The sequence below is a fragment of the Cupriavidus sp. SIMBA_020 genome (assembly GCF_046535395.1).
In the GTDB taxonomy this organism is placed as follows: domain Bacteria; phylum Pseudomonadota; class Gammaproteobacteria; order Burkholderiales; family Burkholderiaceae; genus Cupriavidus; species Cupriavidus campinensis.
Genome location: NZ_JAWRWU010000005.1, coordinates 1 through 12,727, shown reverse-complemented (window position 1 = coordinate 12,727; position 12,727 = coordinate 1). Strand labels below are relative to the sequence as shown.

Annotated in this window: 11 protein-coding genes and 2 pseudogenes; 1 reads left to right on the top strand and 12 read right to left on the bottom strand. The window is 61.0% G+C overall.

Features of this window, described 5'->3' with window-relative positions; genetic code table 11:
* Window positions 1-18: 18 nt before the first annotated feature.
* The 3 genes from SB751_RS11545 to SB751_RS11535 all read right to left on the bottom strand — a co-directional run bounded on the left by SB751_RS11545 (window position 19) and on the right by SB751_RS11535 (window position 2,952).
* Entirely contained in the window at window positions 19-1,032 is a 1,014-nt protein-coding gene (locus SB751_RS11545) for a tripartite tricarboxylate transporter substrate binding protein (RefSeq protein WP_144196844.1), read from the bottom strand.
* A 288-nt stretch (window positions 1,033-1,320) separates the two neighbouring features.
* Complete coding sequence (locus SB751_RS11540) at window positions 1,321-1,713, bottom strand: DUF6228 family protein (RefSeq protein ID WP_410748060.1); 393 nt, start codon at window positions 1,711-1,713, stop codon at window positions 1,321-1,323.
* Between the two features lie 381 nt (window positions 1,714-2,094).
* Window positions 2,095-2,952, bottom strand: coding sequence for a helix-turn-helix domain-containing protein (locus SB751_RS11535; RefSeq protein ID WP_211943531.1), 858 nt, complete (start codon window positions 2,950-2,952; stop codon window positions 2,095-2,097).
* Between the two features lie 44 nt (window positions 2,953-2,996).
* Here SB751_RS11535 and SB751_RS11530 point away from each other — a divergent pair.
* Window positions 2,997-4,403, top strand: a pseudogene (locus SB751_RS11530) (PLP-dependent aminotransferase family protein); the annotation flags it as partial.
* Here SB751_RS11530 and SB751_RS11525 read toward each other — a convergent pair.
* From SB751_RS11525 to SB751_RS11485, 9 genes and pseudogenes are all read right to left on the bottom strand, one after another.
* A complete protein-coding gene (locus SB751_RS11525) occupies window positions 4,365-4,895 on the bottom strand; it encodes a YkgB family protein (protein WP_144196840.1) in 531 nt (176 codons plus the stop codon). The pseudogene SB751_RS11530 and the gene SB751_RS11525 sit on opposite strands and share 39 nt — an antisense overlap.
* A gap of 116 nt (window positions 4,896-5,011) precedes the next feature.
* A complete protein-coding gene (locus SB751_RS11520) occupies window positions 5,012-5,968 on the bottom strand; it encodes a cupin domain-containing protein (RefSeq protein ID WP_410748115.1) in 957 nt (318 codons plus the stop codon).
* A 93-nt stretch (window positions 5,969-6,061) separates the two neighbouring features.
* The gene (locus SB751_RS11515) at window positions 6,062-6,607 is read right to left on the bottom strand and encodes a carboxymuconolactone decarboxylase family protein (RefSeq protein ID WP_144196839.1); all 546 of its coding nucleotides are present in this window, start codon (window positions 6,605-6,607) and stop codon (window positions 6,062-6,064) included.
* A 36-nt stretch (window positions 6,608-6,643) separates the two neighbouring features.
* Window positions 6,644-7,279: a nitroreductase family protein gene (locus tag SB751_RS11510; protein WP_377731599.1), complete on the bottom strand. Its 636-nt coding sequence runs from the start codon at window positions 7,277-7,279 to the stop codon at window positions 6,644-6,646.
* A 267-nt stretch (window positions 7,280-7,546) separates the two neighbouring features.
* Complete coding sequence (locus SB751_RS11505; RefSeq protein WP_313816038.1) at window positions 7,547-8,473, bottom strand: LysR family transcriptional regulator; 927 nt, start codon at window positions 8,471-8,473, stop codon at window positions 7,547-7,549.
* 636 nt (window positions 8,474-9,109) lie between these two features.
* A complete protein-coding gene (locus SB751_RS11500; RefSeq protein WP_313816036.1) occupies window positions 9,110-9,688 on the bottom strand; it encodes a hypothetical protein in 579 nt (192 codons plus the stop codon).
* On the bottom strand, window positions 9,685-10,275 hold the full coding sequence (locus SB751_RS11495) for a MalM family protein (RefSeq protein WP_211943528.1): 591 nt from the start codon (window positions 10,273-10,275) through the stop codon (window positions 9,685-9,687). The genes SB751_RS11500 and SB751_RS11495 overlap by 4 nt, the downstream gene beginning before the upstream one ends.
* Before the next feature lie 412 nt (window positions 10,276-10,687).
* Window positions 10,688-11,206, bottom strand: a complete 519-nt coding sequence (locus tag SB751_RS11490; RefSeq protein WP_410748059.1) for a DUF6714 family protein — start codon at window positions 11,204-11,206, stop codon at window positions 10,688-10,690.
* 13 nt (window positions 11,207-11,219) lie between these two features.
* Window positions 11,220-12,727, bottom strand: a pseudogene (locus SB751_RS11485) (hypothetical protein); the annotation flags it as partial.

Genomic DNA, 12,727 nt, shown 5'->3' with positions numbered 1-12,727 from the left:
CGGCCGTGAAGGGTGGAATTACTGGGGCGCCAGCTTGATCGAGGCGGCCATCTTCCTGAGCCTCTCGGTCTCGTCGACGTAGAACTTTGCGGAGGTCTCGAGCGTCTGGGGCTTCATCGGCTGCACGCCGGAGAGCTCGAGCGCCTTGATCAGTTCGGGCGACCGCAGCGCCTGCTGCGAGGCGTCCGCCAATACGCGGGCACGCTCCGCCGGGACACCGGCCCTGCTCATGACACCCAGCCAGATCGAATACACGAACTCGGACTTGCGCGCGACGCTGGTTTCGGAGATGGCAGGCACGTCGGGCAGGGTTCGCATGCGCTGCGTGTCCAGCACCGCGACCGCCTTGATCTTGTGCGTCTCCAGCAACTGCGTGGAGGCGCCGAGGTTTGGCAGAATCGTCATGTCAATCTGGCGACCGGTCAGGTCTGCCAGCATTGGGGTGGCGCCCTTGTACGGCACCTGCAGCAGCTTGGCGCCGGTCAGCTGCGCCATGTATTCGGCGACGATGTGGTACATGGTCCCGTAGCCCGGATTGCCGAAGGTCAGGCTCGTGCTACCTGCCGACTTGCCGGCCGCGATGATCTGTTCAAGCGAGTTGTACGGCAGATCGCTGCGCGTCATCACGACGAGCGGGTGGTTCGAGACCGGCGCCAGCAGGGCCAGGTCCTCCGACTTGTACCTGGCGCTGGCAAGCGCCAGCGGCGTCAGGATGGCCTCGTTGGGCGAGCCCATGATCAGCGTGTAGCCGTCGGCCGGGCGGCTCAGCAGCCGCTGCACTGCCAGCGCGCCGCCGGCGCCGGGCAGATTCTCGATGACCACGGGCTGGCCGAGCGCCTTGGCCATCGCCGGCTGCATGGCCCGCGCCAGAACATCAGCGGGCCCCCCCGGAGGGAATGCGACCAGCATCGATATTGGCTTGGTGGGAAACGCGTCGGCGGCGGACGCCGGTGCGCCGGTCAGCATCATCCCCAGGATGACGGCACTGAGCGCCATCCAGCGTTTGGCGGGGGGTAGTCCTCGGTCCTGCATGTCATCCTCCACTTTAGACGTTCTCGCATCGATACGAGAACCGGTTGTGAGGGGGATTGTTGGCTGGAAATTATGTTCGAGGAACAGCAATCCTTACACAAGATCGTTGCCCTGTGGGCAACGCAGCGCGGAAGGGACATGAAGCGCCCTCAAGGCGGGACAAACGGCCGGGAACGAGTTTGCTGACTTCCTCTACGCTGGCCGTGGTTATGAGTAGATGTTGAATCCGCAGCCAGGAACCGTCGTTCGATACGGGATGCTATGTCGGGATACCAGATGTTTTTTCAGTCAAACCAGAAGCAAGTAACGAACATCATCGGCGATGCAATCGAGGCTGCCGGCTTCGAATTTTAATATTGCTGAGGCGGTGTAATCGCCAGAGTCAGCGCTCATTATTACGACCAATGTCACGTTCCCCAACGACGTTGTTGTCGCGGTCAAAGACAACTCGCCATCGATCGCCTCCCATCTTTTTTGTCCTTCCCATCCGGTCCAATTTTTCGCCAGGTCATCAAAAAACTCGGTCGGAGGTCCGTTGTGGTACGTGGAAGCGAGGACTTCGCCTGTGAAGGGTGCATCAGAAATTCTCGCAAAAAACCGGATTTCATCTGCATTGCGGCTATGCACCGCGAAGCTCAGTGTCGTCCGAGAATCGCAGGATTTGTTGTCGAGAATGTCCATTTGTTGTGGGCCTAGTGCCAAGTATCGTTAATCTAGCATTTGAATGACCGCTGTTGGCAACACCGAAGGTCGCCTTAGGGTCGTTCTGCGCCGGTCGCAGCTTCTGGCCCCGTCGACGCCCGATTGCCCGTCAGACGCTGGTGGCTCCCGCAGCACACTTTCCACTCTTTGCCACTATCGATTGACTGGCGGGCCTGGCTGGCGTTTTCTTCCTTGATCACGTTGTTCACGAGTGTGCTGCTAAATGACGATGGGGCCTACAGCCCGCCAACGTCTTCGCATACCATCGGCTACCACGCCATCATGCACAACACAACTTCCTGCCATGAAGCCGCCGCCCCTTTCTCCATATCGAACCTACGCGTGGCCTTGCCATGTTACTCACGAGCGTTCGCGACGAATGCGCGCTGGCGTATTGCCGGCGATGCGCCGGAAGCACGTAGTCATGTGCGAGCGGTCCGCGAAGCCGCAGACATTCGCAATAGTGGCCAGCGGCCTACTAGTTTCTAACAGCAGCCGCGTGGCATGGACTACCCGTCGCCGCATGATGAAGCGCAACGGCGCTTCGCCTGTGGAGGCGCGGAAGGCCCGCATAAAATGCGGGAGGCTGACTTCCGCCATCGCCGCCAGTTCCGTGATGGCGATACTGTCGCCAAGATGGTCTTCGATGTAGTCGAGGATGCGGCGCAACCTGAACGGCGCGAGTCCGCCCTTGCAGCTCAGCAGCGGCGCGGTGGTCCCCAGTCCTGCAATTTCCACGGCAAGCATGCCGACGAGGCTTTCGCAGTAGAGCTGTTGCCCGTTGCGTGGCGTGACGCACGCCAGTGCCAGACGGTCGGCCATGGCCCAGATCGGCTTGTTCTCGAACATCAGGCGCGACGGGAAATTGGCCGCCGCGCTGGCGACGCCGCAAGCCTCGCCCAGCAGCGCATCGTCGAAATGGATCGCCACACAGCGAAAGCCGCGAATGAACCGGGTATAGCCGTACGCCTCGCCGCCCTGCTCGATGAGGCTGAGGTGGTCGCTGCCGCGATAGCAGTCGGCAAGCGACTGCGATGGCTTGTAGCGCGCCTCGATACGACCGCCGGTCTCACGCAAGGCTGCGCGCAGGCTCACGCGCCGCGATCCGATCGGGCGGGCAACGTCCTGCAGCTCGCCGTATTCGAAGACTTCCACCTCGGTGTTCGCCCAAGTACTGGTGATTCGGCTCTGATGCACGTCCGTGACGATACGTACCACTTTCCGTCTCCTGCCAACTTTCAACTACCGTGTGTACTGACAATATGGATTCGAGGCTGCAAATTCGTCTCGACCGGAATGCCAAGCTTCCGCTGTCGGAGCAGATTCGCCTGAGCATTGCCAGGGCGATAGACTCGGGCGTGCTCACCCCTGGCACCCGGCTGCCCTCATGGCAAGACCTGGCCGCGCGCCTCGGTGTAGCGCGCGGCACGGTACAAGCGGCGTACGAACGTTTGTCCGACGCGCAGATCATCGAAACCTTCGGTGCACGGGGCACCCGCGTCGCGCCTAGGCCACGCGTACCGGTGGCCCAGCCAAAAGCGCCGCGGCCCGGGTCATTCATGAGTACCTATCTCCAGATGAACACGGGACCGGCTGTCTTTCAGGTCGGCATACCGGCGCTGGAAGGGCTGCCTGACCGGCTTTTCGCACGCGCGCGTTCTTCGAATCTACTGAAAACGGGCACGTTCTCGTCATTGATATATCCCGATCCCCGTGGCGAGCTCGCACTGCGTCGGGAGATTGCAAGCTATCTCGCCATTTCCAGAAACCTGCACTGCCTGCCTGATCAGGTCTTCATCACTTCTGGCTACATCTCTGGCCTGGGTCTCGCACTGCGGGTGCTGGGGCTGGACGGCAAAAAGGCCTGGATGGAAGAACCCGGCTTCATGGTCACCCGCAAGGCCCTCGAGCTTGCACGCCTGACCGCCGTTCCGGTACCCGTGGACGCCGAGGGCATCAACGTCGAATATGGCATCGAGCGTGCGCCGGATGCCGCGTTGGCCGTCGTGACGCCCGGGCAGCAAGCGCCGTTGGGCTCGACGCTGTCGTTGACGCGACGGCTGCAGCTACTTGAATGGGCGGCTGCCAGCGACGCCTGGATTATCGAAGACGACTACCTCAGCGAACTGCAGCTCGATGGCCGGGCGGCTCCCGCCTTGGCATCGCTGAGCGGAGCCGGCCGGGTCATTCATATCGGCACATTTAGCAAGACCATCAGCCCGGCTCTGCGGCTTGGATTCGTCGTGGCGCCGGCGGAACTGATCACCCCGTTCTCAGAGGTCACCGCAACGCTTGCGCCTGCGCCCACACCGATCATCCAACTCGCCACGGCTCAGTTCATGCGCGATGGCCACTACATCCGTCGCATCCGCCGTCTCAAGCGGCTTTACTCCACGCAACGTGAAGCGCTGTGCGAGCAGTTGCGTCTCCGCGATGCCGCGTGGACAGCCGCGGGCCTGGCGATACTGCTCAGGCTGCCGGACGGCGCCCCCGATACCCGGATCGCCCGGGAGGCGATGGATTTCGGCATGGCGCCGTCGCCGCTATCGAAGTGGTTCGCCACGCCATCCCCTGCGGCGTCGGGCCTCCTGCTAGGGGTTGCAACCGCGCCCGAAGCGGAGGTCGGCGCATCATGCCGTCGTCTGTTCGAGATCATCGACCGGTCTTGCCAGTCGCCCTTGGCCCGCGACCGACGCCAGAAGCAGGGAAACCGAGGCACCGAGCAAGACAAGATCCTTGAGCAGGAACTGACCCGGCATCGCTGAGATGGCTGGAAACCCCCCCGCCGTCACTTCCGCCACACCGGGAGTGCTCAAGAAGAAGGTAAGCGTGATCAGGTAGGTTGCCGCCGACATGGCAGCGCCCAATGCCGAGAAAATGGGCCGGAACGCGCCAAGAATCAGCGCCACCGCGGTCGACAGTTCAAGTATCCCAATTGCGTAACTCGCCCCTTGCACGCCTAGCAGCATGTGCATCCAGCTCATGATCGGGCTGTTGGCGATAAACGGCGCGATGCCATTGGCTTCGTAGGCAGTGAACTTCATGCCGCCGAACCAGAGGAACACGATGACGAGCGTCCATCTAAGGGGGGCCAGAATAGACAGCGATTCAACGCCCTTTTCGGCGATCTGCAGCCGAAGCTGGTGTGCAAGAGTTCTCATTTGGTTTTCCATTCGGATTGCTCGGGTGCTAGAGCTTTCAATCTAGCTCTACGCGATACCGATTTCGAGACTGCATCGGCGCAATAAGCTGCGCAAAAGGATCAACACGGCGCGCATCATGTTCCCTGGCGTGCCAGGCGGCGCCATTGCCCTGGGGTCATGCTCATTTTCTCGGCGAACACACGCCGGAATGCCGCCACGGACCGGTAGCCGACCGAGTCAGCCACTGCTTCGGTGGTCGCTCCGGGCTTTCTCAGCGCGTTGGCCGCCAGGCTCATCCGGATATCGGTCAGCAGGTCATTGGCCGACCGCCCAAGACTTGACTGGAAATGCCGCATGAATGTAGCGCGAGACATGCTGCACAGCTCGGCGAGCTCCGCCAGGTTCCAGGGTCGGGCCGGATCCGCGAACATGGCCGAAATCGCCGGGGCCAGTCGTGGATGGCCGGCAAGCGCCAGCAAGCCTGCCGGGGACTGTTGCGATTCACTCGCCGCGCGCAGCACCAGTGTGAACAGTGCAAAACTCAACGCGTTGAGCATGGCGTATCCGCCCGGCTTGTCGGTGGCGCATTCCATGCGCATGAGCCCCATCAGCCTTGCCAGATCCTTGGTGGCGGACAGGACATTGTCTGCGCCCCCGCCGTCGGTTGCCCGCACCACGAACGTTGCGGGCAGGTAATCACGAATCATCCGGTCGTGCGGGGGACCGATGAAAAACCGTCCGCAGAGCATGTCCAGGGGCTCGCCATTGCCGTCGTTCTCGCTAAGCGTCCAGCCTGCGGAGCCCTGGCGATTGGAGGTGGCCCCCGGCACATGCCCGCTACCATCGTGGAGCACATGCGCCGCGCCGTGAGGCAGCAACAGGATATCGCCAGCCAACAGCTCCGTGAGCGCGCGCGTCTGCGGATCTTCAAGGACGGCCCGTCCCTTCAGCACCATGTGATAGGGAATCTCGTGCGCGGCGGACTCGTCCCAGGCCACGCGCCATGGCGCGCCGTACACGCAGCGCACCTGCAGTTTCCCGGTGATGTCGATCATCTGCAGAAGCTGGCTCAGCCAGTCAATCCGGGGCACTTTACCGTCGGAATATTGATCCACTTGAACGCCTCATCGCTATCGCACACGGGACGCAGCCACTACACAGCACAGGCTACGTCCCTGCTGGCTTCAGATCGAGCCGGCCGGCGCCACCGCCGGGAAGTCCTTGTCCGGATCGAACACGTTGTTGAAGAAGTTGGTCAGCGAGTACATGGCCACGAGCGCAACAATCTCGATGACGTTTGGTTCGGTGTAGCCCGCATCGCGCACTGCTTTCAGGTCTGCGTCGCTCACCTGGCCGCGCGTCTCGATTACCTTGCGCGCAAACTGCAGCGCCGCGTCGCGCTTCGGATCGCTGGCGTGGCCCTTTCGGGCAAGGATAATCTCATCGGCCGGCAGTTTGGCCAGATGCTCGGCCGTAAAGCTGTGAACGGTCAGGCAGTAGTTGCAGCCATTCACTTCGGACACAGCCAGGCCGATCCCGTCGCGCGTCTTCACATCGAGCGCCTTGCTCAGGCCGCCCAGCAGCGTGGCCCATGCGTTGAACGCAATCGGGCTCTGCGCGAAGCTTGCCATCATGTTCGGCGTGAAGCCGATGTTCTTCGTGAATGCATCGAGCGTCGCCTTCGATTCGGCGGGTACCTGTTCCTGGTTCAGCACTGCGGTTCTTGCCATTGTGGACTCCTTGGATAAATAGACTGGGATTGACGATTAAACGAGATCCAGCACATCGGCCACGGGCACGCGTGGCTTCTGCGCCCAGTTTCCCGGACGCTCGGGGCCCACGGAAAGCAGCATGACCGGCACCTCGTTGGCCGCCAGTCCAAATTCACCGTGCACCGCCTCGGCATCGAAGCCGATCATCGGGGTCGACCCCATGCCCAGCGAACGGGCCGCGTAAATCATTGCCGCCGCGCCAAACGTGCCGGAGCGCACGGCTTCATCCCGCTGGCGTTGCGGATAGTCCTGGTACAGATTGCGTGCGGGGTTTTCCCACTCGGGCACCATCGCCGCCGGCATGACGCCAGCCGCCACCAGCGGCGCCAGGCGTTCCGGAATCACGCTGGCGTCGGCCAGTTGGCCGATGATGATGAAGGTCACGGCGGCATCGGTGATTGCCGGCTGGCTCCAGGCAATCGGGCTAAGCTTGGCCTTGGCGGCCGCCGTGCGCACGGCGATAAATCGCCAGTTCTGCATGTGGAACGACGTCGGCGCGGATGTGCCGATGCGGACCAGCTCGCGGATCTGGTCGTCGCTCAAGGTGGCGGCCGGATCGTAGTACTTGGCCGCGCTGCGACTCAGGATGCATTCGATAACGGCGTTGGTCATGTTGATTGCGGTAGTCATGTTGATCTTCGAGGTTGAAGCCATACGCCGAAGGGCACTCGGCAAGGCGGCGCGCACTTCTGGCGCGGACGTTTCATCGGTTGGTTGTGAGCCTCCACTTTAGAGGTGTCAGATAACGATTTCGAGGCTGTTTTTGCTCAAATCAGTGCCCGAAAGGATCAGTTTGAAATAGGTTGAATGCTGCACTTGCGACAGAAGATCACGGCGCCTCGGGTGTGCGTCGCGCGTGACATGCGAGGTTGGGTAACGTGTTGGTATGTGCCCGGGTCAGGCCGCGAGCTTCGGCGCCTCGGCACCGAAATGCGGATGCCGGGAAAAAATGTCGGCAGCCCAGTTCACGAACACCCGCACCTTTGCCGACAGGTGCCGGTTCTGCGGATACATCGCGGAGATCGGTATTGGGTCGCTCTGCCAGCCGGACATGATTTCCACCAGCCGGCCACTGTCGACATAGGGCGCGGCTGTCGCCCGTGACATGCATGCAATGCCGTGGCCGTCCAACGCGCAGCCCAGATGGACATCGGTATCGTTCGTGGCAATTACGGAGGGCAGCAGCACTTCGCCGCGTTCGCCGCCGCGAGCGAGCGACCACGGCGTCGCGCGTCCGGTGCGGTTAGACAGAAGACTCACCGCCTTGTGCTGCGCCAGCTCCGTAAGATCCTGGGGCGTGCCGAAGCGGCGCAAATAGATCGGCGACGCGTAGAGCGCCAGCCGTAGCCAGCCGATGCGGCGCGCCACCATGGCTTCTTCCAGCGCGCCCACGCGCAGCACCACGTCCACGCCTTCTTTTAGCAGGTCAATCGGCTTGCCGTTGCTGGTCAGTTCGAGCCTGATCTCCGGATACGCATTGCAGAAGTCATGCAGTTGCGGCATAAGGACCATTTTCGCGATCCCGCTCGTGGTGTCCACGTTCAGCGTGCCGCGCGGCGAGTTGTTATGGCTTGTCAGCAGGTACTCCGCTTCGTCGATGTCGGCCAGGATGCGTACGCAGCGTTCGTAGTAGGCGGCGCCTTCGGTGGTCACGCTGATGCGGCGCGTGGTCCGGTGCAGCAGCTTGACCGCAAGATGCGTCTCCAGCTTTTGGATCAGTCGGGTAAGCGTGGCCTTGGGAAGATTCATAGATTCCGCGGCGCCTGCAAAGCTGCCGACGTCCACCACTCGCGTGAAAGCCTGCATCGAGACGAGACGATCCATGACGACAGCTCTCCAAAGGCGTAGGGCTTAGAGACCGTCTCACTTGGCGCTGGCTGAGTGACTGGGAGACCGTCTTGATGTCCGCATTCTGTACGCTCGACCGCGCGAATTGAAGAACCAAGATTTTCGCTTTCGTGTGTACCAAGAATGGGATGCACGGAAGTGCGTTGACCGAACCGGAGGACAGGCACGCTATAAGTCGGGACGATGTCCTTGCGCCGCCTCGACCTCGCGGATGCGTCGAACGACGCTGATGGGCGGTACTTGCTTGGCGCCTGCCAAGCCCTTGCTAAGGAGCGTCTATGGCAGCGAGCGGCTGTGAATTCGGCGGATTCAACCGGTCAACGCAACAGCTTGATGGAGTCGTTCAGCCGGTGTATCGAAGTTTAGTGTGTTGCGATGGCGGTCGGGTCGCGGCCGCGCGCCACCGTGGCTGGGCAAAAACCATGATCGCTTCTTGATCGGTTGATGATCAAGTTGGGGGTGGACAATTGTTATGCTGACCTGCGTGGTTACCTGCCCTCCATCGTATTGCCGGACCTTGTGCCCTCCCGCGCCGGCACGGCAGGAGGATGCCGGGGCGTAGGTGAGCCGTGCAGGGGCCAGGCGGCGCCCCCCTTTTTCGGCGTCTCGGTCTTACTGACCTGTGCAATATGGCGTGCGTACGGCGATGTTCGCCGGCACAAGCTGGCTCAAGCCGTCGCTCGTCACGATCTCGGATACCGTCACCGAGCCAAGCGCATTGCCCAGCAGCACTTCGTAGTCCCTGCCCGGCTCCAACGTGACGACCCATTGCGCATAGCGCGGAATCGAGTTGATGCCACCCTTTAACTCGATAAAGCGCAAGGCGACCGGCGTGCCAGCACGCACCCGTGCTTCGGTGTAGGAAATCGACGAGTATTGTTCGCCGCCTGGCATGCCGATACGGTCGAGCCGACTTTCGACGATCCACCGGATAGCCTGTGTGTTGTAGCTCAGAGCTGCAATTCGGCCATTCGTGGCGTCGGTCGAGTAGAAGCACTGGGTCGCGGATGCTTCCCGGATGAATACGTTTCCGGGCGCTTCCAGCCGGAAGCGAACGCGCGCGGCATCCGGGCCGGGATCGGCGTTTGTCGTCATTTCGATGATCGTGGCGCAGCCGGTCAGGAGCGTCGCCATCGTGACCAGGGCAGCCGTTGCCAGGATTCTGATCTGTCGCGGATGCAATATCGTCATTTGGCGTGGGCCTTTTTCAACGAAATATCCACGCTCCCGGTGTACGAATAGGGAATGCCGTACATGGTGCCGTTTTCCGAGCTGATGGTGCTGCGCTCAGCGTGCGGGCTTCCGGAATACACGACGACAAATCGCGCCTGCGCCGGCACCTCGTATGTCGCGATTTTCGACATGGACCGCGCGAGAATTCCCTTGCGGGTGCGCAATGGCGCTTCGCGCGGGCCGGGTAGCGGATTGCGCGCCGTATCGAGAAACAGCGCATTTGGCCTAAAAATCGACATCGACGGTATCGTCGGGCCACCCTTTACGAAGGCGCGCAGCTCAAGCACGGCGCCTTCCGATGCCGTCGGCAGCGTGTAGGCCGCAAAAACGCCATTGCCTTCGGGGAACGTAAACACCGGCGAACGCTCGGCATCGAACGACACCGATTTGGTGTCCTCGAACGTCAGGGTATCCACCGGCAATTGCTGCAGCGACTGGCAGCAGACCCTTGACGCAGCGGGGGCAACGGGAATCAATGGCGGGCGCGCGCAACCGGCAAGCAACAGCGTCGTGGCGAAAATCGGGACTCGTAAAGACAGCTGCATGGATCGTTGGGCGATTGGAATGGGCGCCGGCTCGGCGTACGCTGCTTATAACGGCACGCCGGACGCCAATTGCACCCTACGGTCGCAGGGGGAGCCGCCCCGCTTTCCCGATCACTCCACGTCCATACACAGCTGCCGACTGCGCGGTAAGCGTTCTTACAGTCAATCGGTCCCTTACCGGCCAGTTTCGGCCACCGCATCTTGGTCGGCGAGCGTCCGCTGTGGGCCAAGGAGCCGACGCCAATCGGGCACATTCCTCGGCCCAGCACCCTCGCGAATTCACCACTGAAGGTCACGTGGCGATCGTGCGGTTTCCGACTTGCGAACGAAATTGCGACCACTGTACAGTGGCATTTGGTACTCATTCTGACTTCTACGCACAGGCCTGATGAATTGAACTACCGCCAGGCGCTTATTCATTGCTCCGCGGAATCCAATAATTCTCCATCGCCTCGGATACGAGCTGGTAGTCAAATGGATCATACTGTCGATCGTGTTCCATCCGGAACTTGAGAAATTCGACGACCGCCTTTACTTGCTGCTTCGTCAGTGGTGCAAATTTGTGATTCGCGCTGTCCCAAGCTGTCAGATTCCCGTACCGGCGCGGATTGACTGGCTTATTCCGTTCGTCATTTGTCAGGCCATAAGTGAGCACAAAAGCCAGATGATTCTGTTGGAACTCGTGCCCATCCAGCTCCCTGACCAGATAAGCCGGAAGAAAGTATCGAAATGCTTCCGCGGAGAAGAATGAAAGTGCCGGATCACGATCGAGTTCATCATCCGTCAACTCGCTCCACAATTTTCTGGCGAACGTCTTCTCAACACGAGCGGGCTCATGTCCTTCCTTGCTGCTAACAATTGACCACGGCGGTGGAGGCTCAACGTCGCTGAAGGCCTCGATAATTGTGGTAATGACTTCCTGGGCGTCCATTCAAAACTCCAAACTACAGTTTTGGCAAATACGAATCGCACTTGGCTACAGCCTGCCAAGCGTTTCTCTCGGACATCTCGTGAGCCGCGTCACCGCCTCTGAAGCAAGTCCGCATGATCCTTGTGCGGGCCTGGGCGCAACGTAGTGCCTGTGCACGCTTGTAGTGCAGTAACTCTGGCGCATCTGTGCTGCGGCAACTAAATGCGCCCACATCTTTGCACTCTGCCTCCACAGCGTCACGTAGTTGCGTGTACTTGTTCCAGTCGCAGTCTCCAGGCGGATCGCTCTTGTTGAAAACCTGGTTGACAACCTGTGAAATGGCTTGCCCGCACGCTTGCTGCACTCTTACCAAAAATCTCAAGACATGCAAGCCTGGCGTCACCTTTTCTCTAGTAAGACTCGGGTCAAGGTCAGAAGCAGCACTCGAAGCCGGGTAGGCCGGCATGCTTTGCCCTGGCTGCATGGGTGGCGTGTACGCGTTCGGCATCGGCGACGTCTGGGCATGTGCAGAGCTGATGATGCCTGAGAGCCAGTCCTTCAACCACCGCAATACTGCGTTCCAGCCAGACGCTAGACGGTTGGAGACGGAATCCAGCGACGATGGAGAGGCCGTGTCGTTCCCAGAAAAAGGGCTCACCAGGCTTGCCTCGTTGACAGCCTCCGGAATCGTGATGTTGTCCAGGATCTGGATCAATCTGTGAGCGGCGTCATAAGTGTAGCGCGTCACCAAATCGTAGGGTCCGACGACGCCGACAAGCTGCCCGACGGCATCGTACTCATATCGCGTATGGATCCCGTCGATATCGACGTCGGTCATCCGGCCGCGCGCATCATATGCATACTTGACTCTGGACCCGTTGACGTCCACAGCCTCAAGCAATCTGCCCGCGCCATCGTATTGCACTGCATAGCCGATCTGGCCTGCGCCGTTCGTCACAGTAGTTAAGTTGCCTTGGGTATCGTACGCGAAGCTCCATTGCCCGGTGACCGTGTCCCCGACCTTGTCGACGGCCGTCGCCACCAGGCCGTTCCCGTCGTACGTCCAAGTTGTGCTCGTCACGTCGCCCGACGGCTGGACATTGAGCCCCTGGCCACCCGTAACGTCGTTGGTCGGATACCAACCGTACACAAGTACTTGGCCCTTCGCGTCATAGCTGAAATAGTCGACACGCCTTGGTGCCGCTACCTTCAGCGGTAGATTCCACGTCGGATGCCACTCAGTCGTCGTGGTCTTCGCGTCGGCCGTACCGTAGCCCTCGATGCGTTGCGTCTCGCGGCCCTGCGCGTCGTAGCTGTAGCGGGTATCGCTGCCATTCCGATCGACCGTGCGGCTGACGTCGTTGCCGGCATCGTATTGGATTGTGTTGAACGGATCGCCAATGGGGGCCGTCCCTGAAGCACCGGTGGGTTGCCGCAGCTTGCCGGCCAGTTGGTAGTTGAAGGTGTGGGCTGCTGCCGTCCCGGTGGACACCTTGTTAAAGTGTGAAGATGAAACCGGAGTCAGCAGTTGGGAACGAGAAG